This window comes from Roseateles sp. L2-2, from assembly GCF_050613215.1.
GTDB classification, from domain to species: Bacteria; Pseudomonadota; Gammaproteobacteria; order Burkholderiales; family Burkholderiaceae_C; genus Roseateles; species Roseateles noduli.
Window position 1 is genome coordinate 3,904,788 of record NZ_CP192509.1, and the last position, 24,028, is coordinate 3,928,815.

Here is a 24,028-nt window from a genome sequence, read left to right on the forward strand (position 1 = left end):
CTGCGAACGGTCTTGAAAGTTACAGCTTGTAGGAACTCGCTCAGCGCGCATGCGCCAAGCGGTAGAGCCCGACATCCACCCGGCCGGAGCGGAAGCCAGCCTCGCAGTAGCAGAGGTAGTACTCCCACAGCCGCTTGAACGGCAGGTCGAATCCCTGGGCCTCGATGGCGGGCCACTCGGCCAGGAAACGTCGGCGCCATTCGACCAGCGTGGCGGCGTAGCCGAGCCCGAAACGCGCCTGGGTCGTCAGGCGCAGGTCGGCCTTGCGCGCCTCCTCGGCCATGCGCTCCGGCGTCGGCAGCATGCCGCCGGGGAAGATGCAGCGCTGGATGAAGTCCGGATTGGCGCGATACCGCTCGAAGTGCTGCTCGTCGATCGTGATGGCCTGCAGCACGGCCACGCCGTCGGGCTTGAGCCGGTCCCGCAAGGTCGAGAAATAGACCGGCCAGTAGGCCTCGCCGACCGCCTCGATCATCTCGATGGAGACGATGCGGTCGAAGCGCCCTTCGACGTCGCGGTAGTCCTGAAGCCGCAGGTCGACCTGGTCGGCCACGCCCCACTGCTCCGCGCGTGCCTGCGCGAATCGCAGTTGCTCGGTCGACAGCGTGAGACCCACCACCTCCACGCCGCAGCGTTTGGCGAGCGTCGCCGCCAAGGTGCCCCAGCCGCATCCGATCTCCAGCACGCGCTGACCGGCGCGCAGGTCCAGCAGCTCGACGATGCGGTCGAGCCGTCTCGCCTGCGCCTGCTCCAGGGAGCCGACGTCGACGGCGATGTCCGCTTCGCCCGCATCTTCCGCGACCGCGTCCGTCCCCTCTCTCGGCTCGTCGTACATCGCGCTCGAATACAGCATGCTGTCGTCAAGCCAGCGCTCGTAGAAGCGGTTGCCGAGGTCGTAATGCGCGGAGATGTTGTGCCGGCTGCCGCTGCGCGTGTTGGCGTTGGCGCGATGCAGCAGGCGGGAGATCCAGCGCGCCGGACCACGCGTCTCGGCGACGGCGCCCAGCGCCGTCTCGTTGGCGATGCCGAACGACAGCAGCGCCGTCAGGTCGGGCGTGCTCCAGTCGCCGTCCCGGTACGAGAACGCCAGCCCCAGGTCCCCCTGCAGCAGCAGCCTGATCGCCGGTCTCCAGCGATGCAGGTGCAGGGCCGCGGACGGACCGGGATACGGGCCGACGACCTCCACACAACGTCCGTCGGGCAGCGTCAGTGCCAGGCGGCCCAGCTGGATGCGCGACAACACGCGTCGCAGCGACTCGTGTCGAGCGCCGAGGCGATCACCGCCCAGGGTCGCGGGGGTGATCTCGAGGACCGCGGGCGCGGTCATGAACGAGCTCTCGTCATGCATGCAAGGTCGCCTTGGAAGGTGCGGCCGTATCCACCGCGAGGGCCGATTCAGCAGCCTCGGCCGCCAGGGCCGGTTCAACTCGATTCGATTCAGTTCGAATGGCGCCGTCGGCTCGGATGATGGTCATCGGCCGGTCCGGCGCCGCAGGCCGCTCGTGCAATCGAGCGCCCTTCAGCCAGAGCCGCAGCGCCTCCCAATGGATGCCGACGACGACCTTCAGCGTGAGCAAAGGGTGTGTCACGAGCAGGCGCAGCAAGGCGCCATCGGTCAGCGGCGCATGGGTGGCGTCGAGCCGTGCGTTCAGAACGGTCGAACCCTCGACGCCAACGGCGTCGGACCCGACCCCGGTCGCACCAGCGCCGCCGTCATGCACGCTCACGCCGATCGACAGCCGCTCGCGCGGCGGCTCAATCCTGAAGCGGTACTCCAGCGCCATGCCGAGGAACGGCGACACGTACAGCTGCTTGCCGCTGCGCTGCTGGACGACAGCCGCCTCGCGCTGCGCCTCGTCGACCTCGATCAGGTAGCTATGCCGTTCGCCGAAGGTGTTGTTGACCTCGTAGACGATCGCGCGCAGCGGGCCGTCCGGCGCGTGGCAGAACCAGACGCTCAGCGGATTGAACGCGTAGCCGAAGAGGCGCGGCATCGCGAGCAGCCGGATCGCGCCGCCGATCGGCAGCCCCGCGAGCGCGAGTCGCGCATCCACATGGGCGCGCAAGGCCGGCACGTCCCTGGCCGTCCCGTCGCCGTGATCGGACGGCCGGAAGCTGAAGAGATTGAAACGCCCGACCGAGAACCAACGCAGCCGGGCGTCCAGTGCCGGAAGCTCGTCAAGATCGAGCAGCAGCGTGAACATCCGGTACTGCAACCGGTGCCGCAGCGGCCGCAGCCGCTGGTGCATCACCTGCCCGCGATAAATCGCGGAGTGCAGATCCTCGTCCGGCCGCCGGCTCATGCGGCCACCGCCTGCGGCAGATGGATGCGATCGGACTCGCCGGCGACGGTCCACGGCCGGCGCACGCCGCCTAGCGCCTCGGCGACCGCAAGTCCGGCTTGCAGCCCGTCCTCATGGAATCCGGATCCGAAGTACGCGCCGCAGAACCAGGTGCGCTGCTGGCCCTGCAGCGACCACAGCTCGCGCTGCGCGGCGATGGCGCCGGCGTCGAAGCGGGGATGCTCGTAGACATCGGTGCGGATCAGGTGCTCGGGGCGCGGCGCCACCGAGGGGTTCAGCGACACGAACAGCGGCGATGCGCTTCGGCCCTGCGGCAGGTGCGGCTGAAGCCGGTTCATCCAGTAGGTAACCGTCGGCGGCAGCTGGAAGGTGTCGTCGCCCTTCCCCGCCAGGTAGTTCCAGCTGGACCACACGGACCGGCGACGTGGCATCAGCGCGGGATCGCGGTGCAGCACCGCGAGGTTGCGCGTGTAGGGGAAGGCGCCCAGCAGGCGCTGCTCCGCCGCCGTCGGCGTCGTCAGCATGCGCAGCGACTGGTCCGCATGCGTGGCCAGCACCACGTGATCGAAGGTCGGCGTCCATGCGCCGCGCCGGGTGCGCAACCGCACGCCGTCGGCCTCCCGCGCCACCGCGATGACCGGCTCGTCGCGGTGCAGGCGATCCTCGAAACCGCGCGTCAGGCGGCGCACGTACTCGCGGCTGCCGCCGTCGACGGTGCGCCAGACCGGGCGGTCGGTCAGTTTCAACAGGCCGTGGTTCTCGCAGAAGCGCACGAAGGCGGCCACTGGATAGCGCCCGATATCCTTCGCCGCCGAAGACCAGATCGCCGCGCCCATCGGGTACAGGTGGTCGTCGCGGAAGGCGCGGCCATAGCCGCGCGCGTCGAGGTAGTCGTCGAGCGCCAGATCGCCGCACGCGGCAGCGTCGCGGGGCGCCTCGCGGTAGAAGCGCAGCAGGTCGCGCAGCATCCCCCAGAAGCGCGGACGGATCAGGTTGCCGCGCTGGGCGAAGAGGCCGTTCAGGTCGGTGCCGGCATATTCGAGCCCGCCATCGTCCAGGCTGACCGCGAACGACATGTCCGAGGCCTGGGTCGGCACGTCCAGGTGGCGGAACAGCGCGCTCAAATTGGGATACGCCGGCTCGTTGTAGACGATGAAGCCGGTGTCGACCGGTACCTGCAGCAGGCCGCAGGGGACGTCGACCGTGTGGCTGTGGCCCCCGATGCGGCCGTCGGACTCGAAGACCTGGACGTCGTGCCGTTGCGACAGCAGCCAGGCGCAGGACAAGCCGGAAATGCCGGCGCCGACGACGGCCACCCGCAGCCGACGGCCTTCACGTCCATCACGTCCTTCCTGAAGGAACGGCATCGGCAGGCTGGTTCGGTCGGCGGGGCGGTCCATGGGCGCGTCCTGGTTCTTGGCTGTTTGCGCTTCTACGCGGGCGACCGCGTTTTGGATTCCTCCCCCGTGAAGCTTCCCTCTATCGCGCGGGCGAGGGTCGCCCGCATGGTGACGATGCCCGAGTCGAGCGATGATCCGGAACGTCGTTCGCCGCGTAAGAGCGTCCATGGGCCCCTTGAGACGCGACGAACCGACCTCGGCCCCGGCCACCCCGACGGGTACCGGGTCCGTGTCCCTTCCCGTCACCCTTTCCGTCGCCTCATCGAACGCCGCGTCGACGCCAGCGCCCCCGCGCCCGTCCTCGCTGAAAGCCCGCCACTTGAAGATCGTCCCGATCGATCCCGACCGCAGCGCGCCGCCCTCCCCGCCCGGGGACGACTGGCCGGCGCTGATGCACCGCGTCGCGGAGCTGCAGGACCGCGACGCCTTCGGTCGGCTGTTCTCGTACTTTGCCCCTCGGGTGAAGAGCTACCTGATCCGCACCGGCAGCACCGACGGCGCCGCCGAGGACCTGGCCCAGGACGCGCTGGTGATGGTCTGGCGCAAGGCCGCGCTGTTCGACCCGAAGCAGGCGGCCGTCTCGACCTGGATCTTCACGATCGCGCGCAGGCTGCGCATCGACGCCGCGCGGCGCCACCTGCTGGACGGCGCGGGCGACGAGTGTTTCGAATTCGACCGCCTGGAGGCCGACCAGCCCGACGTCGCCGACCACGCCGACGTGACACGGCTGTCGCGCCGCGTGCGCGACGCGTTGCACCGGCTCCCGCCCGAGCAGGCGCAGGTGCTGCGCCTGTCCTTCTACGACGACGAACCGCACGCCCGCATCGCGGCCGAGCTCGGCCTGCCGCTGGGCACCGTCAAGTCGCGGATCCGGCTGGCCGTGGCGCACCTGCGCCGGCTGATCGATCTGTGATGTCCCGACTCCTGTTGCCCTCCCCGACCATGCTGCCGCCCCTTGAGATCCGCCACCATCCCGCCGACGAGCTGCTGCTGTCGCTCGTCAGCGGCGCGCTGCCTATCGGCCTGCGGCTGGTGACGGAGACCCACCTGGAGCTGTGCCCGGCCTGCCGGGAACGTGTGGCGATGCTGCGTGCGCTTGGCGGCGTGGTGCTCGATGAGCAGCCGGCGGCCCCGATGGCCGAGGACGCACTGGCGCGGGTCTTCTCCCGCATCGATGAGTTCGAACAGACCAGACGGAACGCTGGCGCCGGCATTGGCGGTACCGCTGGTGCCGATCGGATGCCGACACCGCGCAAGGTGCCGGCCCCACCACCGCTGCCAACCGGCGCGGTCTGGCCGAAGGCACTGGCGGGCTGCAACGCGACGCGCTGGCGCTGGCTGGGCCCCGGCATGCGCTGGAGCCGCGTGACCGTGCCGGATGCGCCGGAGGCCAACGTCTTCCTGCTGCGCATCGGCGCCGGCAAGTACCTGCCGCAGCACACGCATCGCGGCACCGAACTGACGCAGATCATCTACGGTCGCTTCCACGACGGCCGGGCGCTGTTCGGGCCGGGAGACTTCGACCTCGCCGACGACGAGGTCCATCACCAACCGGTGGTGCAGGACGGCAGCGAGTGCATCTGCGTGGCAGCCGTCGAGGGCCGCCTGCACTTCGACGGGGTCATCGCCCGCTGGTTCGGATCGCTCGTCGGCATGTGAGCGCGGTGAGCGCCGAGGCCACCGAGGCGGAAACTCCGCTGACGATGGATCCCCAGACGAGGTCGATGAGCGTCACATGCCACGGCCAGTCGCGCAGCGTGGCCTGATTGGTGAAGTCGTAGGTCGCATAGGCGAGGAAGCCGAACAGCGCGCCGCGGCCAAGCGCCCCCGCGAAGGGCCGCCCCAACAAGGACGGCGCGATCGCGAAGAACACCAGACCGCCGACGTAGAGCGGATAGAACACCGCCACGGCGCGCCAGTCGATGGCGGGCGCCATCAGATGACCGATGGCCGGCTGATACAGCGCGGCGGAACTGAGACTCAGCCAGACCGCATCCATCGCCAGGAACACGACGAGCGTCAGCACATAGGCGAGCGGCCAGCGCCAGGCCGGCGCGCGGGTGGGGATCAGATCGTCGTGAAGTCTCATCATGGTCTCCGACTTGTGCGCTCTGACTTCAGGGCCTTTGAAATCAGGCGTCGACTTTGGGGCCGGAACGCGGGAAGCGTCGGGTGGCCCTGCTTCAGGGCAATCGGTAGGTCAGTACGCGGTCGCCCTTGACCTGCGCATCAAGGCCGATCCATCGACCGTCCGCCCGGTCACGCCATAGCGTGAGCACTTGACGTGCCGGCGCCGACTTGCCAGACGAAGGCGCCGTCGACGTGATCCGCCACCGCGAGGCGTCGACGTCGCGGCCGCCCACGGGGATGGCCGCATCGGGCAGGCGCTCGATGCGGACCTCGTCCACCTCGCCGGTCTGCGGGTTCAGCAGACGCTGCTGGCGCACCAGCGCCGGATGCCAGTACGCGTAGCTCATGAGGCAGTCGGGCTCGCCGGGCGTCGCGGACTCCAGCCGTCGATCCACCTTGACCGGTTTCCCATCGTCGTCGGTGCTGCTGCGGATCTGCTGCAGGCAGTCGCCGCGCCAGCGCTCACGCGCCTCATGGCGGTAGCGGAAGACGGTGATGCCGAGCAACTTGACGTCGAAGGCGGCGATGCTGGTGACCTCGCGCGCCTCGTCGGGCCCCTCGACGGTGAAGCGGTGGGTGCCGATCGGTTTCCCGTCCAGGCGCACGTCGAAGTTCCAGGTATCGGCGCGAGCGGAGCCTGTAAACCCGACGGCTCCGAACGTCGCCGCCATCATCGCGACCAGCCGCACCATGCAGCGCATGAATGCGACAAGGGCCGCAACGCGGGTAGCCGTCTGACGTGTTCGCGGCAACGAAAACGCGGTCATCGCGCGGCCTCGCGCTTGGGCGACCAGGGGATGAAGGCGCTGGTGCGCGCGATGTAGTCGCGATAGGCGGGTCGACGCTCGCCGATGTCCTGTTCCAGCAGCGTGACCCCGGAGACCTTCAGCAGCAGGATCGTCATCAGCAGCGGCGAGACCAGCGCCCAGGCGCCCGTCCATCCGCCGGCGGCCAGGCCCATCACGCCGAGCCCCCACCAGACGCAGGTTTCGCCGAAGTAGTTGGGATGGCGCGAATAGCGCCACAGCCCGCCGTCCATCACCTGGCCGCGGTTGGCCGGATCGCGGCGGAAGCGCGCCAACTGCGCATCGGAGATGGTCTCGACCAGCAGCCCGCCGATCGCCAGCGCCGCACCGACGCCGTCCCACAATCCCAAAGGCGCCGAGCCCGGCGCGCTGGCCACGAGCATGGGCCAACCCACGATCCACCCGAGCACCGCCTGCAGCAGGAACACGAGCCACAGGCTCTTGAGCGCGAAATTCGGCTGATTCCGTTCGCGGATGGCTTGATAACGACGGTCCTCGCCGTGACCCCAATTGCGGACGGTGACGTAGATGCCGAGCCGCAACGCCCAGGCGACCGTGATCGCGACCATGACGTTCAAGCGCGCGTCGCCGCCGGCGTGCCAGGCGTAGAACACGACGGGCACGGCGATGAATGCCGACCAGACGCGATCGGCGAGGCTCGCATCGCGCAGCGGGATGCTCGCGAGCCAGGTCGGCACGGCGATGGCGACGGTGATCAGCAGGCCGGTCAGGGCCAGCGCGGGCATGGCCGGCAGCGATTCGAGGAATGCCATGTCGACAGCCTCAGCGCCGCGGCGCGAAGAGGTAGTGGCTGACCCACCACTGCTGCCCGTGGTCGTAGCCGAACAGTTCCTCGACGGACAGCAGGAAGAGCCGCCAGCGCTGCCACCACATCGGCGCGTCCTTGGCGCCGTAGACCGATTCGAAGACCGGCCACAGGGCGGTGCGATGCGCGTCGAAACGCTCCAGCCAGGCAGCGGCGGTGCGCGCGTAATGGCGCCCATCCCATCGCCAGCGTTCCTGCAGCGCGAGATCGTCCTGGCACATCAGCGCGAGGTCGTCGCTGGGCATCATCCCGCCGGAGAAGAAGTACTGACTCATCCAGTCGGTGGCGTCGCGGACCTCGAAGGCGTAAGGCGCCTCGCGGTGCGCGAAGACATGCATGAAGAAGCGGCCGTCGTCGCGCAGCCAGCCGGCGACCTTGCGGAAGGCGCGGGGCCAGTTGCGCAGGTGTTCGAACATCTCGACGGACACGACGCGGTCGAAGCCGCGGTCCAGGCTGCCGTCCTCGCCGAACGCGTTGAAATCGCAAGTCATCACGCGCAGATTGCGGAGTCCGCGCGCCTCGGCCTGGCCCTCGATGAAGGCGCGCTGCGAGGCCGAGTTGGACACGGCAAGGATCTCCGCCGCGGGGAACCTGGCGGCCATCCACAGGCTCAGCGAACCCCAGCCGCATCCCAACTCAAGGATCCGCTGCCCGTCGGCGAGCCCGGCGCGCGCAACGGTGGCTTCGAGGGCCGCCTCCTCGGCGGCCTCGAGCGTATCGACGCCCTCCGGCCACCAGCAGCAGCTGTACTTCCGATGAGGACCGAGCATGGCCTCGAACAGCGCGGGAGGCAGTTCGTAGTGCTGCTCGTTGGCCTTCTCGGTCTGCACGGCCAGCGGCGCGGCGCGCAGCGAGGTCAGGAAGGACTGCGTGAGCGCGGCCGCCGTCTCGTAATCGTGGTGATGCGATTCGTCGAGGCGCTGGCGCAGCAGACGGCGGATGCCCAGCCGCACGGCGGCCTCCGGCAACAGGCCGCGCTCGGCGAGCCGGACGGCGATCGAAGAAATGTCGAGATCCATGGGAGCGGCCGGAAGCGGTGGACGCGCTCTATACGCAGGGAGGAGCGATCTGGATCTCAGGGCGTCGATGCGGTTTCGCGATCGCCGCGTGCTCAGCAGGCGACGCTCCAGGGCTCGTTCCGGGCGACCATGGGCGCTTTGAGCAGCTGGATCGCATGGACGGTTGCCGTGAAATCGCGGTGGTCGCACTCGACCGACGTCGCCAGCTCGGTCAACGTCAGCTTCACGGGGAAGTCGAAGCGGCTCGCGCGATCCGCCTGCAACCGATCGAAGGCGGCTCGACCGATGAGCGGAACAAGCGCCTCGCGCCCGGTCGCGCCGATCCAGAGGATCTTCGGTACGAGAGGATAGTAGTTCTTCGCTGCCGGAAGTCTGGCCAGGGAACGCGCATCGGGCTCGAAGTGCGCCACGCCGTTGACGTCGACGAGTTCCGGGGCTCGCTCCTCACCCTCCGGATCGCGGTCGAACTCGACCACGAGAACACCGGTGAGCGAGATGCGTCCTTGCCACCGCGCCTGCGACCCGGTGACGTATGAATCGGACTGCTCCACCAGACGCAGCGCAGGGTCCCAGCTCGTGAAAACGGCGCGGGGTGGCGTGGGCATGTCAGCGGCTGTGACTGCGCCGGCTGACATCAGGGCGCCGACAACTAGAGCGAGAAGTTGGGAACGCGTCATTCGTCGAATCGTATCAACGGCGGACTTGGCAGCCCGTCCGTCCAGGTCCACGGCGGCACGGTGCCAAAACCGACCATGGCTGCGTCAAACGCTCACTCATTGGCCTTCTGCTTCCTCGCTGCGGCACGAAAAATCAGCAGGCCCAACGCGAGTCCACCGATACCGAAGTAGGAAAACTGCTCAAGCGACCACCGCTCGGCGACAAAACCAAGAAAACCAAAGGCCACCATCACGACGATCAGCCAGATCGAAAGGGGAATTCGCTCAATAGGAGGAAGCCACGGCCCCATAAATTCTTTCAGCGCTGACGTCGATCGCGAATGGCAAAGATCGCAGAAGGAAGAACGACAATTAACAGAGGGAATAAAACAGTGATTCTTTATTTCATCACCTACGATCAGCCCATTCCGCAAAGAATCTGAGAGATATTAAATATGCGATCAGGAGCACAAAAGCGACAACATCACCGACGACTACGCGGACTGCGCGCTCCATCAATCCCAGGATAAAGACGACCACAAGATAAACAAGGAAACGGCGACCTTCCGTTAAAGGAATTCTCGACATTCTGAGCCTCAGGTATAAAAGAGTCCCCACGCGGCCCCGACGCCATCAAACCGCATTTGATTACTCGGCGCAAGTTCGCCGCTCCGAGGGTCAGGATTTCCTCCCGGGACGACGTCATCGCGGCGTCATCTCGACGCCTTTCGTCCTTCATCCCCAGGTGATTTCATAAGTCGTTATAAATCTCTATGCGAGGCAGCTCTCTTGGGCACCACCAGCGGGTGGCGACGAAGGGAATGCGAGAGCGGACGTTCGTAAACGCGTGAAGAATCTCGTTTCGCGTTGTCACCGGCAGGCTCTCGTCAATTCGCTGGCCTGAATGATGAACACGAACAGCGTTAGTCATAGCCGCCCGCACGCAAGCGATTCCCCGCCAAGTCATATTCTTCGATCGAGAATGGGAATATCTTGAATCGAGCCGTCGGCGGCGCAGTAGCCGCAGTGTATGAGAGCAACGAATACTTGGTAAACCAATGCATTCGCGCGTCCTTCGCCAGCAAATCGCTTTTTGTCGCCGGAGGAGTTGACTGGAATGAACGTGCTGCAGATCTAAAATCGCTCCGAACAAACGAAGCTGAGCCGTACCCAAGCACGGTCGTCAGCAACAACGCAAACAGCCCCGTGAAACCGGCAAGTGCCCTTTGATGCCGATGACGTCGAGGGAGCAACAACGTCGTCGCAGACCAGCACGCGACAAGAATTGCCGCAGCCCAGCCGCCAATTAATACGACATCAATCAGACTCGCCACCAAGGCCAAGATGGTTGGTGGGAGCCACGCTTTGATCATCGCTTTTGACATTCACAGCTTTCTGGATGTGTGAGCCCCCGCACCCAACCGTCATAGGCACCCAATTGACCGATCTCGGACCCGAGCTTTGTGGGTGGAGTGGAGGCACCAAAGGGAGCACGTGCCCATTTTGAAGCCTCCCAGGCCATGATGGCTACTGGCGCGCCTGGCCCCATCTTGCGCCCCAATTCGGCACCGAAATAATAGTGCTCTGCGTTGCGCTGATTCAGATCGAACCAATTGTCGACATCGCGTGGCACATGCCCCTCCCAAGGTGAGGCCGCGTAGGCGCAGATACGACGCATGGTTTCTTCCCTGGACTCGGGCATGAACTTCTCCCATGGCTTTTCCCATGGTCCCCGATACCACGGATCGAGTCCCGAGGCGTCGGAAAAATGCAGAGGAGCACCGTTAACGTACACAAAGGTATTGATCCCTGCATAAATCCCGACAGGATCACTCTGAACATACCTCCCCAACGTCGGGTCATAGTCCCGGAAGTAGTTGTAATACAGCCCTGACTCGCTGTCGAAGAACTGGCCGGGGAAGCGCAGGTTGAAGACGACTTGAGCCAGCCCCGCCGGCGCCTGCTCCGGCGTCGCCGTCCCGAACGGCTCACTCATCCACCGCCACCGCAGCGCCTCCGCCTTGTCGATCAGCATCCGCGGCGCATTCAGGTGGTCCGCGTAGACATACAGGATGCTCGGCTCCGGGCCCGACCCGGTCATCACCGCCACCGGCATGCCCCCCAGCCACACGAACTCGTGCACCGGCGACGTCGCGTTGTACTCCCCGAGCATCTTGCCGTCGAGGTCGTACGCGAAGTACCGCATCCCCTGGCTGTGCTCCTTGTGCACGCGCTGCCCGCCCGCGTCGTAGCGATAGGTCAGCGTCACGCCGTTCTTGGTCAGCGTCCCCATCCGGTTGTCCAACCGGTAGGTCGTCGTGTAGGCCTGGCCCGTGTCGGTCAGCGTGTTGCCCGCCGCGTCGTAGCCCAGGTTGCGCGACGGGTTGCTCACGCTCGTGAGCCGGTTGCTCGTGGCCGGCGTCGTGTACGTGCGCGCCGCGCCGTTCTGCGTGAAGCTCGTCCGGTGCCGTTGGCGTCGTAGCCGAAGTTCTGGTTCATCGCCTGCGACGCGGCAGTCGCTCCGCCAATCGTCGCGCATCCAGGTATGGGGTCCTGGCCCAAGGCTCCGGGCGGCCGGGGACTCCATGATCCAGGGGGATGCGCGCTGCAAAGACGGCGTATGGAAGGCGTTCCGAAGGATCATTGCAACGGCTTGAAAAAGCCGTCAGCAGACGAGGAGGAACGAGCGCGGCGGGCACGCAAAAGTGGAGGCAGCGAGGGGCGACGCGCACCTCATCGGGGCCGGGTTCTTCCACTTGTCAGACGTCGGCAAGCCCTCTTCCGCTTGCCGACTCAGATAGTCAGGCGAGCTTGGACAGCAATTCAAATTCGGCCATCACACCACAGGGCCAAGGCTCATTCGCGTGGTCACACGCATGAGCCGGTCTTCGATGCGGGCATCCGGGCAAAGGCAGATGTTTTCCCAAGTCTGCTCGGCGTCACTCTCGCGGCCATAGCAAGAGTGAATGCATTGCTGCAGAGCTTCTGAGATTCAGCAATCATTCAGGAAACGAGAAACCAATCCCCAATACACCTCCTCGCTGGATGATGCACTCGCCACCAAAATCTTGCACGGTATCCACCGATAGTTCTCCACGCTGAAGGGGCCCCGAATCATCTTCATCAAAAACTATGTCGATGAATCCCTCGTGCCTTGCAAATATGAAGCGCTTGTCTGCAAGGAACAATGAATACACTGGATGACTGTCAACCGCCACAGTCTCCATAAGCCAATACCGCACCCCAACAAATCTTCCATCTTCAGCTCGAAGATAGTCATAGAAGAATCCGCCGAGGCTGACATTGCAATCAGTTTTTTCTTTTGAAGGAACGGCGTCAAATGCGCTTGGAAAGATTTCGTAGCTCATTTTAAAAACTTGTTGATGATGTCTATACGTTCCGTTTGGGTTTCAATTCCCAGAGGACTCTTTCCTTCTGCCTTGTAGCGTTCGACTATGCGTCGGGCAATCTCTTTATAGGCCTCAAGTTGTCGCTGCGTCAGCCCTGGATTGCTCGAAGGATCTTTGAACAGTTCCCGGAACAGCTCAACACCTCGCTTTCCAATGATTTGCTTTAGCTCTTCAAGCGTGAGTTGCGAAAGTACTACACCCTCAGCGAAACACATCGCTGGTGAACTGAGCAAGCCAATCGCATTTGGCGTCAGGGCAACTCCGACAGCCGGTAGCGTCACTGCTCTAGTCCATGCGCCTCTTCTAACGGCCTCGTCGATCGACGTATCTCGCTTTGCGGATTCGGTCGTTGTCAGAGTGAAAAACACAAGACCATACGGGTCGACGAGCGACACGGGACTTGCCGTGACATAAGAGAAGGTATTCAGCCCTCCATCCACCCCAATCGGATCACTCTGAACATACCTCCCCAACGTCGAGTCATAGTCCCGGAAGAGTTGTAATACAGCCCTGACTCGCTGTCGAAGAACTGGCCGGGGAAGCGCAGGTTGAAGACGACTTGTGCCAGCCCCGCCGGCGCCTGGTCCGGCGTGGCCGTCCCGAACGGCTCGCTCATCCACCGCCACCGCAGCGCCTCCGCCTTGTCGATCAGCATACGCGGGGCGTTCAGGTGGTCCGCGTAGACGAAGAGGATGGTCGGTTCCGGCACCGCACCGATCAACACGGCGACCGGCATGCCGCCAACCCACACGAACTCCTGCACCGCACCCGTCGCGCTGTACTCGCCCAGCAGCTGCCCGTCCAGGTCATAGGCGAAATTGCGCAGCCCAGCGCTATGTTCCTTACGGACCCGCTGCCCGCCTGCGTCGTACTGGTAGGTCGTGGTCAGGCTGCTTTTTGTCAGCGTCCCCATCCGGTTGTCCAACCGGTACGTCGTCGTGTAGGCCTGGCCCGTGTCGCTCAGCGTGTTGCCCGCCGCGTCGTAGCCCAGGTTGCGCGACGGGTAGCTCACGCTCGTGAGCCGGTTGCTCGTGGCCGGCGTCGTGTACGTGCGCGCTGCGCCGTTCTGCGAGAAGCTCGTCCGGTTGCCGTTGGCGTCGTAGCCGATCGACCAGGATCGGCTCTGGCCGCGTTCATGGCGATGCTCAACTCGATCGGCACCAATGCCACAGAGATGACCCATGACTAAGGCGAACAGATGGCCCGTGCGGCCTGCGAGATCGTGTACTTCTGCGCTCCCCCACGGCCTATGGCAAAGCGGGTCGTGCGAGAAGACCAGCGGGCTGTTACGCCAGTACTTGCCCAAGGGCACAGACCTACCTGTTTACCGCCAGGAAGAGCTCGATGCCATCGCCGAAAGCTTGCATGCGCGTCCGCGTCGAATGCTCGACTGGAGCAGTCCGCTCCAGCCTCTCGCGCTCACGTTGGCGAATGCGTATCAGCCTTCGACGTCAATTCAATATGTCGGTCTTGCCGCTCACGCTGGCGACCGCTAAGCCATTCGCACAGATAGCTCAGACAAAGGAATCACCGCTACGCGTCAGCACGCCCACCGGGACGAATGGAGCATGAGATTGCAAATGCAAACCCATCACTTGAGAGAACTCCATAGCCGCAGCACGAGTCGAAATGAGACCCGAATCATTAAGTTGCTGAGTCAGCCACGCACCCCCAACAGACCTGCCAAACGCCGATCCGACCCCGAATATGCCGCTGATCAGTCCCCGGAGATCAACCACATCAAATCCACAATGTTTCCAGCCGGCAGACATGGCTTCCTTTTCGGCTTCAAGATTCTCAAACCAGCCGGGCCCGAACCTATCGATTAGCGCTTCACAACAAAGTTCGGAGAGGGAGAGCGCAACGGAGACAAAAGCTTCCGAATTCAATCGCCGAAGCCGGTCCACGAGAATCTCTGGTCGCACTGATAGCGTCAACGGATTAACGACCTCATCCACTTGCCTATTCAGAAACTCGTCGATATTACTGGGCCTTGGCCAAACTGCCGGATCTGCACTTAATCGGATCGCATGGAGGCCTCCTTGCGCCGATGCATCTTGGGGCGCCAAGCCATTACGAGCATCGAATCCAACAATCAGCATTGACATATCCATCATTACCTCAATTACTCGGCCAAGAAGGGATGGAACTGCAACTTTGCATGCCAGCCGGAGAGAACTGCGTCGTGCCAATAGTTCCGCTACCGCGATTCCAAAAGCATTGACATGTCTTCGGATTCTGACCACGGGTCCAAATATGGAAATGCGGATCCCATCCATTATGGGTATGTCCGGTATTAATCTCTGAACACTGCGTACCCTTTGGGGGAGCGCAAGGAGCGCAACTTTGTTGGGCAACCAGAGCGTCAGATGGACAGGCGGCTTGGCCAATGACGTATCCAGCAGTTGCACCGGCGGTGGCGCCCGCAGCGCCAAGCCAGGTTCCACCGACCGCCGCGCCTGCGCCACCGCCAGCGACCGTTCCCACGCCAGGGGCCACAACTGTTCCCGCAGCGGCCCCCGCCACACCTCCGCCAATTCCGCCCACAACCGTTCCGCCGTAACCCCCGACAACGCCTCCAGCAACGGTGCATGCTGCGATACAAGCGTCTCTTCTGCCCCCGCCCGCTGATGTCCGGGGAGCCTCTGGGGCCATCCCATTCGGATCAAAGAGTTCAGCTGGCTTGTTCCCAGCATATGCGTATGTATTCATACCGCCATCTAGGCCGATAGCGTCGCTTTGGACATACCTCCCCAACGTCGGGTCATAGTCCCGGAAGTAGTTGTAATACAGCCCTGACTCGCTGTCGAAGAACTGGCCGGGGAAGCGCAGGTTGAAGACGACCTGCGCCAAGCCCGCCGGCGCCTGCTCCGGCGTCGCTGTCCCGAACGGCTCGCTCATCCACCGCCACCGCAGCGCATCCGCCTTGTCGATCAGCACCCGCGGCGCATTCAGGTGGTCCGCGTAGACATACAGGATGCTCGGCTCCGGGCCCGACCCGGTCATCACCGCCACCGGCATGCCCCCCAGCCACACGAACTCGTGCACCGGCGACGTCGCGTTGTACTCGCCCAGCATCTTGCCGTCGAGGTCGTACGCGAAGTACCGCATCCCCTGGCTGTGCTCCTTGTGCACCCGCTGCCCGCCCGCGTCGTAGCGGTAGGTCAGCGTCACGCCGTTCTTGGTCAGCGTCCCCATCCGGTTGTCCAACCGGTAGGTCGTCGTGTAGGCCTGGCCCGTGTCGGTCAGCGTGTTGCCCGCCGCGTCGTAGCCCAGGTTGCGCGACGGGTTGCTCACGCTAGTCAGCCGGTTGCTCGTGGCCGGCGTCGTGTACGTGCGCGCCGCGCCGTTCTGCGAATAGCTCGTCCGGTTGCCGTTGGCGTCGTAGCCGATCGACCACGAGTTGGCCGGCGTGACGATGCTCGTCAGACGGCCCAGCTCGTCGTAGCCGAAGCTCTGGTTCATCGCCTGCGTCGCCGCAGTGGCCTGGCCCGTCGTCGCGTCCAGGTGCGTGTAGCTGACGATGCGGTCGGCTGCGTCGTAGGTGATGTCGCGCACCACCGCGCCGAGTGGATAACGGACCAAGCGACCGTACTGGTCGAAGACGCGCTCCTGCAGCTTCGTCCCGCTGGTCAGGTGCATCTGCCAGCTGCGCACGCCCCCGAAGGGCTCCCATTGAATGTTGCTGATGAGCGGCTGCGCGGCGGTCAGCGCGTCCTTGGCGACGCCGATGCCCACGAGCTGCCCGTTGCTCCACTGGTAGCTCACCACCCGCTTGGACGGGTAGGTGACGCTGGTGATGTGGCCGACGCCGTCGTAGGTGTAGCGCGTCGTGTGCACCGCCGTGCCCACCGTCTGGATCACCGCGGTCACGCGTCCGAAGGCGTCGTAGCCGTACTTGGTGTTGCCCGCCGGACTCGTGGCCGTCGTGAGGCGGCCAACGCCGTTGGTGAACTCACCACCCGTCTGGTCGTAGGTCCAGCCGTAGTTCAGCGCCGTCTGGCCGCTCTGCGTGTAGATCAGCGAGGTCAGGCGGTTGAGATCGTCGTAGGCGTACGTGCCCAGCACGTTGCGGCTGTCCGTGCGCGTGAGCAAATTGCCGTTGGTGTCGAAGGTGCTGTTGGCCGTGCCGGTGTCAGGACTTGCCAGCTGCGTGAGGTCACCCAGGCCGTTGCGCTGATAGTTCGTCACCAGGTTGCGAGGATCGATGACCTGCTTGAGCTGATCGATGCCGTCGTAGCCCAGCTTGGTCACGCCGTTGCGCGCGTCCGTGCTGGTCTTGACCCGGTCCAGCGCGTCGTACGCGTTGGTCGTCGCGAAGCCGAAGCCCGTCACCCCCTTGGCCTTGATGACCTTGGTCGGATTGCCCTTGGCGTCGTACTCGTAGTCGGTCACTGGCGCCGGAGAGACCGGCGGCGGTGGCAACGTGGCCGCATGCGCGATCGACGCGGCCACGCCGGTCATCCCGCTCACTGCGATGAACGCAGCCGCGAACGGCGCGAGTCCGCTACGGCGCTTCGAATCCGTCTTGATGCGGTTCATGGCTTACTCCCTCCCCGTCGTCTGCTGCGCGCGATTGAGCGCGTCGTACGTGCGGCTCATAGTCCGCTTCAGAAGGCCCTGCGGATCCTTCGTGCGCTCCTGGGTGCGGTTCCCCGAAGCGTCCAGCGTGTAGTCCACGCGGTTGTTCAGGTTGTCCGACACGGCAACAAGTCGACGTGCGTCGTCGTACTCGTAGCTCACGAAGCTGCCGTCCGGTTGATCGACGCGCTGGAGCGGGCCGGTGGGCAAGTACGAATAACTCATCGTCACACCCGCCGTGGTCACGGACTTGAGACGCTGACGTAGGTCGTAGACGAAGGTGGTCAGGACGTTGTTCGCGTCCGTCATCTCCAGCACGTTGCCGTAGGCGTCGTACTTCGAATAGCTGGTGATGTGTCCCACGGCGTTCCTGGAGGACTTGAGATCTCCCTTGGCATGTTCCGTGGTCGCGTCAGCGTAGTACTCGTTGGTCACTGTCGTCCGGCCTGTCGAATCCTTTGCCGTCAACACCTGACCCACCGCGTTGTAGGTCCAGCTCGCCGTGCGTGCCGCCACCCCGGACTGCAGCGTCGCCGCGAATCCCAGCGCGCCGGTCTCATCGGTCGTCGCCTGCTCCACGCGCTTGCACAGCACGACGATCGGTTTGCCATCGGGCAGCAACGCGTCGGTCGGCGCGCAGCTCGCCACCGTGCCGCCGTTGAACGGATCCGGCTGGCCGTTGTAGACCAGCGTCGTGAGGCGACGCGGCTCCGCGGTCGCCGTGGTCAGGCGCCAATCGGGATGCCACTGCGAACTCACCTTGCGCGACCCCGTCGGCAGCGTCCCGCCCGTCACGGACGCGCACGCCGTCGCCGCCGTCAGCCCCTCCACGCGTGAGGTCTCCAGGTTGCGCGTCATGTCGTACGCCATGCAGCTACGGCTGCCGTTGTAGTCGTCCAGCTGGACGACGTTCTGATTGGCGTCGAGCACGCGGCTCGTGGTCGCCGCGGCGCTGCCCGCCCCTGCCGCCTGCGTCTTGGAGGTCCACTTCACCGAGCCGAGCAAGCTGCTCGCCGAGACCGCCTGGGACTCTCCCGAAGGCAGCGTCACCGTCATGCCTTCCGGAGGCGCGAGCGTGTGGTTGCGCAAGAGCCGACCGGTGCCCTCGTCCCAGCTCTCCACGACGCGCCACTCGCTCGGCCGCGTCCATGTCACCGCGTAGCGATCCAGGCCCAATGCGCGCTCCGTGGAAATGGCGCGCCCCTGCGCGTCATAGCTGTAGCGCCCCGCCCTGACGTTGTTTTCATCGAGATAGCCCGTCAGCGCCCAGCTGTACGTCGCGTTTTCGTAGAGGAATTGCCGGAACCGTCCATCCGGCCAGGTGACCTTGCGGAGCTGATCCTCGATGCCGAACTCCAGGTCCACCCGCCCGTTGCCGGGATCAGTGATCGAGGTGATGCGCGGCGGCACATCCTCGCCCAGGTACTCGTAACCCAGCTTCCATTCCCGACCGGTCTGGTCCTTCATCGCCAGCGGCAGGCCGATGTCCCGCACCAGGCTCGGCACCGTGGTCGCGTCGCTGTAGGTGAAGCTCATGGCGCGGCCGCCGATGTGGGCGATGCCCAGCAACTGGCCCGTGTAGCTGTAGGACTCGATCGTCATCGCGGACTGGTCGAAGTACTGGAAGCCCGGACCGGCCACGGCGCGGATGCGATCGTTCAGCAGACCAGACGCCGGCGCGAATTCCGCCGACGCGGTCCGCGTGAAGCTCGTCCACATGCCGTCGCCGCGCGAGACGTTGACCACGCGCACGTAGTCCGGCGAATCGATCAGCAACTGCCGGTCGGTGCTCAAGGTCCAGATCGAGCCCACATTGCGACTCTCGGAACGCACGAAGGGCTTCCCGCTGCCTGCCTGATATGGCACCTTGCGGCCGGAGTTGTAGGTCAGCCGCAGCGGCACCCACGGCTGCCACCCTGCGTCGACGGACTGCGTCTTGGCGCCCACCGTCGGCATGATCGGATTGCCGTAGCAGACGTCGCACGGGACAAGGTGCATCCGATCGACGACCGGTATGCACCACGACGTCTCCTCATCCCAGACCCCGATGTTGCATTCGCATTCGCGGGTGCCGACGTTGAAATATGTGTTGCCCAGGCAGTTCTTCGAGGTGTACACGACTTGGTCGAACACCAGCGGCTGACCTTCCTGGCCGGAGCAGATCGAGTGGTTGTTCACCGTCGTCGCCGTCGCCTGGTATCTGCACGTGGCCAGCCCGGTACTGGCGCTCCCCGTCACGGTGCATCCCAGCGCGTTCCAGCTGGGCTCTGACTGGCAAGTGCCCCCAGCCGGGAATGTGGACGCACCGAACGCCACCACACGCGCCAGCAATTGCTCAGGGGTGCTGTAGGACTTGCCCGTCACCCGGATCGTGTAGTACCCGTCGATGGACGCAGTGAAGTCACCATTGGACGGGTTTGACGGACCATCACCGACGGTGCTGCCGCCCCTGAAACTGGCGCCCGTGCCGTCATTCCACTTCACCGGCGCGCGCCTCTCGGAAGCGTGGCCGAGGACAGCCACGCCCAGCAACAGCAGGCCGAGCAGCGCATGACGCGCAACGTGCAAAAGACTCATGGTTTTCTCCCCGGTCAGGACCGGCAATGGCATCAGCGGGAGGAAACGACATGCAGCAGCGACCGGCACGATGAACGCATCGCGCCGACCTCGCCGTCGCCCCGCCTCTTTGTGCGTGGACGACGTCCTCCCCGTGAATGAACGCTGCGGATTCTGTCGGGACCAGGCCGACCGGGCCAATCCCCTCCAAAGAGGTATGTGCGATCTGAGCACGCCGATCCCGGGGTCAGGACTTGCGGCTGGGGCGACGTCATCACGGCGTCATGCCGGCGGCGTCCGTCCGTGACTTTCGGTGAACTACATAAGCGGTTATAAATTGCCATGCAAGCCGGCCACCTGGACCGCGACCGATCTCTCCTCCGAAAGCGACAAGACATGAAGCCTCTCGCCCCCATCGCCTTGATCACCCTGCTGCTGGCCACCGTGCCCGTCTGGTGCCAGCCTGCGCCTGCCGAGCCCGCTGGCGAGCCGCTCGCGCCCGCCGCCCGCACCCAGGTCGCCCGCGAGCTCGCCAGGCAGCTGCGCGAACGCTACGTCTTCCCCGACCGCGTCAAGGACATCGAGCCCAAGCTGCAGGCCGCCGCGGCCGACGACGCCGACGCACGCCAGCTCGCCGAGAAGCTCTCCGTCGTGCTCGCCGAGGCCACGCAGGACAAGCACCTGCGCGTGGACGCCATGCCCGAGATGCCCGGCGGCGCGAAGGCCGAGGCCGCCGACATGGCCGAGAGCTTCCGCTACACCAACTACGGCGTCACGCGCGTGGAGCGGCTGCGCGGCAACATCGGCTACCTGGACCTGCGCCAGTTCGCGCCGCCGCGCGAGGCCGGCCCGGTGCTCGCCGCGGCGATGGCCATGCTGGCTCGTACCGACGCGCTCATCATCGACCTGCGCCGCAACGGCGGCGGCGATCCCGAGACCGTGCAACTGCTGGCCAGCTACTTCTTCGACAAGCCCACGCCGCTGGTCGACATCCACTGGCGCGCCGGCAACCGGATCGAGACGCACCGGACGACCGCCAAGGTGGCGGGCCAGCGCTACGGTCAGCGCCGTCCGGTCTACCTACTGACCGAGCGCCGGACCTTCTCCGCCGCCGAGGACTTCGCCTGGGGCATGAAGAACCGCCATCGCGCCACGCTGATCGGCGAGACCACCGGCGGCGGTGCCCATCCGGGCGACTTCTTCCGGCTGAGCCCGGAACTCGGCGTCTTCATCCCGACGGGCCGTTCGGTGGATCCGGTCATCGGCGGCAACTGGGAAGGCACGGGCGTGTCGCCCGACCACGCGGTGCCCGCGGCCGAGGCGCTGACGCTTGCGCAGCGGATGATCCTCCAGCAACTGCTGCTCACCGAGAAGCACCCCGAGAAGCGCGGCGGGCTGGAGCGGGCGCTGACGGCGCTGGACGCCCCGGCCAAGCCCTGACCGGCTGCGGGGCGGCCCTCGGGAAGGACTCCCACTGTTTGGCCTCGCCAAACAGTGATTGTGCGAACCGCCTGTTTATCGGCGACGGTCGAATTCCTACAGTGACTGCATCCGCAATCACTTGGAAGGACTGTCCCCCATGACCGCTCGCGACGTCGTCTCCCCGCCCGACCGCCACGCCCTGTACGCGCTGCACCGCTACTCCCCCGCCATTCGTTCCAACGGCCTGCTGTTCGTGTCGGGTCAGGTCGGCAGCCGCTCCGACGGCTCGCCCGAGCCGGAGCTCGACGCCCAGGTGCGCCTGGCCTTCAAGAACCTGAATGCGATCCTCGCCGAGGCCGGCTGCAGCTTCGTCGACGTCATCGACGTGACGGTCTTCATGGTGGACCCGCACACCCATTTCGAGCGCGCCTGGGAAGTCGCCGCCGAGTTCTGGGGCGAGGCGCCCTACCCGACTGCGACAGCCATCGGCGTCACGTGGCTCTCCGGCTTCCAGTTCGAGATCAAGGTCATCGCAAAGCTGCCGGAAGCTGGGTGACCTCAGGCTGTCTGAAGGGACCTGAGGGACACTGGGGGGCAACGACTGCCCCCAGTGGATCTCCCGATGACCAGCCCCGCAAGACGCCTCGCCCGCGCTGAAGACCTCGAACCGGTCTTCGCGATCTACTCGCATCCCAAGGTCGATCCCTATCTGACCTACGAGCCGATGGACCTCGCGGCCTTCGTGCCGATCTTCGAGGAACTCGTGCGCAGCGGCGCCTTCTGGATCTGGGAAGTGGACGGCGAGATCGCCGGCTTCTACCGTGCGACGCGGTATCCGGGCCGCGTGAGCCACGTGCTCCTGCTGGGCACGCTGGCGGTCGATCCCTGCCGCCACGGCCAGGGCGTCGGCCGCGCCATGATCGACGACGCCCTGCGCCACTTCCGCGACGCCGGCATCCGTCGCGTCGAGCTCTACGCCGAGACCGACAACGCCCAGGCGCTGGCGTTCTACAAGCGGCTCGGGTTCGTCGTCGAAGGGACGCTCCGCGACTTCTACAAGCGCGCCGAACAGGCGCACTATGTCGACGAGCATGTGCTGGGGTTGCTGCTGGTTTGAGAGGACCTCGCGCCACCCTCAAGTCGGCGGTTCCTTGGACACTTCGTGCCGTTTACCGCGAGTTCCGGAAACGCGGTCGAGGTGAGCGGCCTGGTGGCTCTAAGCTGACGGGTCATCACCCAGGCAAGTCTCAGCAGGTCCCATGCTTCGTCGAATCCTCTACATCAGCACCATCGCTCCTGGCGTGACCGACGAGATACTGAAGCAGATCGTCGCCAAGGCGCGGATGAACAACCGCCGGCTCGACGTCACCGGCGTCCTGGCCCTCGCGCCTGGGCTCTTCGCGCAAGTGCTCGAAGGCACCTCCGAGGCCGTCGAAGCGACCCTGCAGCGCATTCAAGCCGACAGTCGCCACGCCGATGTCCGGCTCATCCTCGACGAGCGGACCCTGCTGCGCCATTTCGACCGCTGGAGCATGGAGCTCCTCGTCGACGACGAGTCTGCGCGCCTCACCGTCGAAGCCCGGCAGGGCGGCTCCGATGCGAGCGCCCTGCTGGAGCGGCTGCGGCGGCAGCATGCCGAAGATCCTCGCTGAATGACTTGAAATCGCCCGGAGAACACGTCTTCCCGCAGGGATTTACAGTCCCCGCTTCAACGCCGGGAAGACCAGATGACGGATAGCCCCTTCGACGCCCTGCACGCCTCCTTGCGAGCCGAGGTCGACCAGCAGTTCCTGCCCAACGTGGCGACCGCGCTGCTGCGTGGACGCACGGTCGTGGATCGTTTCTGCTACGGCGCCGCCGACCGCGAGGCCGGCATCGCGCTGCGCGAGGACCACATCTTCCGGATGTTCTCCAGCACCAAGCTGATCACGGCCTGCGCCGTCCTGCTGCTCGTGGAGCAGGGTCGGCTCGGTCTGGACGATCCCGTCGACCGCCATCTTCCCGAGCTCGCCAACCGTCGCGTCCTGCGCCCTGGCGCGCGCGACCTGTCGGACACCGAGCCCGCACGGACGCCGATCACCGCGCGCCATCTGCTGACGCACACCTCGGGCCTCACCTACGGCGTCTTCGATCCCGGCTCTCCGATGTACGACGCCTACAACCAAGCCCGCGTCCTCGATCACCGTCGCGATCTGGCGGGGATGATGAAGGCGTTGGCGGACCTGCCGCTGATCTTCCATCCCGGAACGCAGTGGGAGTACTCGGTGTCCATGGACGTGCTGGGACGACTGGTGGAGGTGGTGAGCGGCGAGCACTTCGGCGAGTTCCTGGCGCGGCACATCTTCGAGCCGCTCGGCATGGTGGACACGGACTTCTGGGTGCCGCCATCGAAGCGCGACCGGCTGACGGTGCTTTACGAGGGCACGGACTTCAACGACCCCGACAAGCCCGGCCTGCCGCGCGTCGACGAGAAGCCCTACCCCGGCGCCTATGTCCAGCGCGCACCGCTGGAGTCCGGCGGCGGCGGACTGGTGAGCACGCTCGACGATTCCATCCGCCTGATCCAGAGCCTGATCCCCGGCGGTCCGACGCTGCTCAAGCCCGCCACGATCGAGATGATGTTCAGCAACCAGCTCGCACCGGGGCTGCATGTGCGCTTCGATGACGCGCCCCCGACGCCGGGGCGGCTGTTCGGTCTGGGCTCGGCGGTGCGCGCCTTCGCCGATCGGGGCGAGCCGCCCGAGGCCGCCGGAGAAGTCGGCTGGGGCGGCCTCGCGGGCACGCTGTGGTGGATCAATCCGCGCCTGAACGTCGCGGCGGTGCTGCTGACCCAGCGCTACTTCGGATACGCGCACCCTTATGGCTTGAGGTTCAAGCGGAAGGCGTATCAGGCGTTGACGGGAGCCTAGGGCGGCTCGG

General features: G+C 65.5%; 23 protein-coding genes and 2 pseudogenes. 8 read left to right on the plus strand and 17 right to left on the minus strand.

The genetic code is table 11. From position 1 onward, the window contains the following. Positions 1–40: 40 nt before the first annotated feature. The 3 genes from ACQZ13_RS17460 to ACQZ13_RS17470 are packed head-to-tail and all read right to left on the minus strand — an operon-like array spanning position 41 to position 3,670. Entirely contained in the window at positions 41–1,327 is a 1,287-nt protein-coding gene (locus ACQZ13_RS17460) for a class I SAM-dependent methyltransferase (protein WP_431046609.1), read from the minus strand. A gap of 13 nt (positions 1,328–1,340) precedes the next feature. Further along, positions 1,341–2,303 (minus strand): DUF1365 domain-containing protein, encoded by a 963-nt coding sequence (locus tag ACQZ13_RS17465; protein ID WP_431046611.1) that lies wholly within the window; start codon positions 2,301–2,303, stop codon positions 1,341–1,343. Then, positions 2,300–3,670, minus strand: coding sequence for an NAD(P)/FAD-dependent oxidoreductase (locus ACQZ13_RS17470; protein ID WP_431053267.1), 1,371 nt, complete (start codon positions 3,668–3,670; stop codon positions 2,300–2,302). The genes ACQZ13_RS17465 and ACQZ13_RS17470 overlap by 4 nt, the downstream gene beginning before the upstream one ends. Positions 3,671–4,022: 352 nt before the next feature. On the opposite strand from ACQZ13_RS17470, the gene ACQZ13_RS17475 reads away from it, so the two are divergent. Beyond that, positions 4,023–4,616 carry a sigma-70 family RNA polymerase sigma factor gene (locus ACQZ13_RS17475; RefSeq protein ID WP_431046613.1) on the plus strand — a complete coding sequence of 198 codons (594 nt, stop codon included), beginning with the start codon at positions 4,023–4,025 and terminating at the stop codon, positions 4,614–4,616. Next, on the plus strand, positions 4,616–5,362 hold the full coding sequence (locus ACQZ13_RS17480; protein WP_431046615.1) for a ChrR family anti-sigma-E factor: 747 nt from the start codon (positions 4,616–4,618) through the stop codon (positions 5,360–5,362). The genes ACQZ13_RS17475 and ACQZ13_RS17480 overlap by 1 nt, the downstream gene beginning before the upstream one ends. Here the strand turns inward: ACQZ13_RS17480 and ACQZ13_RS17485 are convergent. The 11 genes and pseudogenes from ACQZ13_RS17485 to ACQZ13_RS17535 all read right to left on the minus strand — a co-directional run. After that, the gene (locus tag ACQZ13_RS17485) at positions 5,325–5,792 is read right to left on the minus strand and encodes a DUF2177 family protein (RefSeq protein ID WP_431046617.1); all 468 of its coding nucleotides are present in this window, start codon (positions 5,790–5,792) and stop codon (positions 5,325–5,327) included. The genes ACQZ13_RS17480 and ACQZ13_RS17485 overlap by 38 nt on opposite strands. A 94-nt stretch (positions 5,793–5,886) precedes the next feature. Beyond that, positions 5,887–6,525: a DUF6134 family protein gene (locus tag ACQZ13_RS17490; protein WP_431046619.1), complete on the minus strand. Its 639-nt coding sequence runs from the start codon at positions 6,523–6,525 to the stop codon at positions 5,887–5,889. Positions 6,526–6,596: 71 nt separating this feature from the next. Further along, positions 6,597–7,412 (minus strand): DUF1295 domain-containing protein, encoded by an 816-nt coding sequence (locus ACQZ13_RS17495; RefSeq protein ID WP_431046621.1) that lies wholly within the window; start codon positions 7,410–7,412, stop codon positions 6,597–6,599. Positions 7,413–7,422: 10 nt separating this feature from the next. Further along, positions 7,423–8,484 (minus strand): class I SAM-dependent methyltransferase, encoded by a 1,062-nt coding sequence (locus tag ACQZ13_RS17500; RefSeq protein ID WP_431046623.1) that lies wholly within the window; start codon positions 8,482–8,484, stop codon positions 7,423–7,425. 92 nt (positions 8,485–8,576) lie between these two features. Beyond that, positions 8,577–9,161 carry a hypothetical protein gene (locus ACQZ13_RS17505; protein ID WP_431046625.1) on the minus strand — a complete coding sequence of 195 codons (585 nt, stop codon included), beginning with the start codon at positions 9,159–9,161 and terminating at the stop codon, positions 8,577–8,579. Positions 9,162–9,253: 92 nt separating this feature from the next. Further along, positions 9,254–9,451 (minus strand): hypothetical protein, encoded by a 198-nt coding sequence (locus ACQZ13_RS17510; protein WP_431046627.1) that lies wholly within the window; start codon positions 9,449–9,451, stop codon positions 9,254–9,256. 612 nt (positions 9,452–10,063) lie between these two features. Then, positions 10,064–10,525 (minus strand): hypothetical protein, encoded by a 462-nt coding sequence (locus ACQZ13_RS17515; protein ID WP_431046629.1) that lies wholly within the window; start codon positions 10,523–10,525, stop codon positions 10,064–10,066. After that, positions 10,510–11,679, minus strand: a complete 1,170-nt coding sequence (locus ACQZ13_RS17520) for an RHS repeat domain-containing protein (RefSeq protein ID WP_431046631.1) — start codon at positions 11,677–11,679, stop codon at positions 10,510–10,512. The genes ACQZ13_RS17515 and ACQZ13_RS17520 overlap by 16 nt, the downstream gene beginning before the upstream one ends. A 460-nt stretch (positions 11,680–12,139) precedes the next feature. Continuing rightward, positions 12,140–12,508, minus strand: coding sequence for a hypothetical protein (locus tag ACQZ13_RS17525; RefSeq protein WP_431046633.1), 369 nt, complete (start codon positions 12,506–12,508; stop codon positions 12,140–12,142). Next, the gene (locus ACQZ13_RS17530) at positions 12,505–12,945 is read right to left on the minus strand and encodes a hypothetical protein (RefSeq protein WP_431053442.1); all 441 of its coding nucleotides are present in this window, start codon (positions 12,943–12,945) and stop codon (positions 12,505–12,507) included. Before ACQZ13_RS17530 ends, ACQZ13_RS17525 begins: the two co-directional genes overlap by 4 nt. Positions 12,946–12,978: 33 nt before the next feature. Further along, positions 12,979–13,299 (minus strand): annotated as a pseudogene (locus tag ACQZ13_RS17535) (hypothetical protein); the annotation flags it as partial. 489 nt (positions 13,300–13,788) lie between these two features. On the opposite strand from ACQZ13_RS17535, the pseudogene ACQZ13_RS17540 reads away from it, so the two are divergent. Then, a pseudogene (locus ACQZ13_RS17540) lies at positions 13,789–14,046 on the plus strand (hypothetical protein); the annotation flags it as partial. 18 nt (positions 14,047–14,064) lie between these two features. On the opposite strand, the gene ACQZ13_RS17545 reads toward ACQZ13_RS17540, so the two are convergent. Genes ACQZ13_RS17545 through ACQZ13_RS17555 form a run of 3 tightly spaced genes read right to left on the minus strand, consistent with a single transcriptional unit; the run spans position 14,065 to position 19,708 of the window. Next, a complete protein-coding gene (locus tag ACQZ13_RS17545; RefSeq protein WP_431046635.1) occupies positions 14,065–14,652 on the minus strand; it encodes a hypothetical protein in 588 nt (195 codons plus the stop codon). A 19-nt stretch (positions 14,653–14,671) separates the two neighbouring features. Then, positions 14,672–17,092: an RHS repeat domain-containing protein gene (locus ACQZ13_RS17550; protein WP_431046637.1), complete on the minus strand. Its 2,421-nt coding sequence runs from the start codon at positions 17,090–17,092 to the stop codon at positions 14,672–14,674. Positions 17,093–17,095: 3 nt separating this feature from the next. Next, on the minus strand, positions 17,096–19,708 hold the full coding sequence (locus tag ACQZ13_RS17555) for an RHS repeat domain-containing protein (RefSeq protein ID WP_431046639.1): 2,613 nt from the start codon (positions 19,706–19,708) through the stop codon (positions 17,096–17,098). A 375-nt stretch (positions 19,709–20,083) separates the two neighbouring features. On the opposite strand from ACQZ13_RS17555, the gene ACQZ13_RS17560 reads away from it, so the two are divergent. The 5 genes from ACQZ13_RS17560 to ACQZ13_RS17580 all read left to right on the plus strand — a co-directional run bounded on the left by ACQZ13_RS17560 (position 20,084) and on the right by ACQZ13_RS17580 (position 24,018). Further along, a complete protein-coding gene (locus ACQZ13_RS17560; protein ID WP_431046641.1) occupies positions 20,084–21,127 on the plus strand; it encodes a S41 family peptidase in 1,044 nt (347 codons plus the stop codon). Positions 21,128–21,266: 139 nt separating this feature from the next. Continuing rightward, a complete protein-coding gene (locus tag ACQZ13_RS17565) occupies positions 21,267–21,665 on the plus strand; it encodes a RidA family protein (protein ID WP_431046643.1) in 399 nt (132 codons plus the stop codon). A 66-nt stretch (positions 21,666–21,731) separates the two neighbouring features. After that, the gene (locus ACQZ13_RS17570; protein WP_431046645.1) at positions 21,732–22,226 is read left to right on the plus strand and encodes a GNAT family N-acetyltransferase; all 495 of its coding nucleotides are present in this window, start codon (positions 21,732–21,734) and stop codon (positions 22,224–22,226) included. A gap of 142 nt (positions 22,227–22,368) precedes the next feature. After that, the gene (locus ACQZ13_RS17575; protein WP_431046647.1) at positions 22,369–22,761 is read left to right on the plus strand and encodes a BLUF domain-containing protein; all 393 of its coding nucleotides are present in this window, start codon (positions 22,369–22,371) and stop codon (positions 22,759–22,761) included. 75 nt (positions 22,762–22,836) lie between these two features. After that, positions 22,837–24,018: a serine hydrolase domain-containing protein gene (locus ACQZ13_RS17580; RefSeq protein WP_431046649.1), complete on the plus strand. Its 1,182-nt coding sequence runs from the start codon at positions 22,837–22,839 to the stop codon at positions 24,016–24,018. The last annotated feature ends 10 nt before the right edge of the window (positions 24,019–24,028 follow it).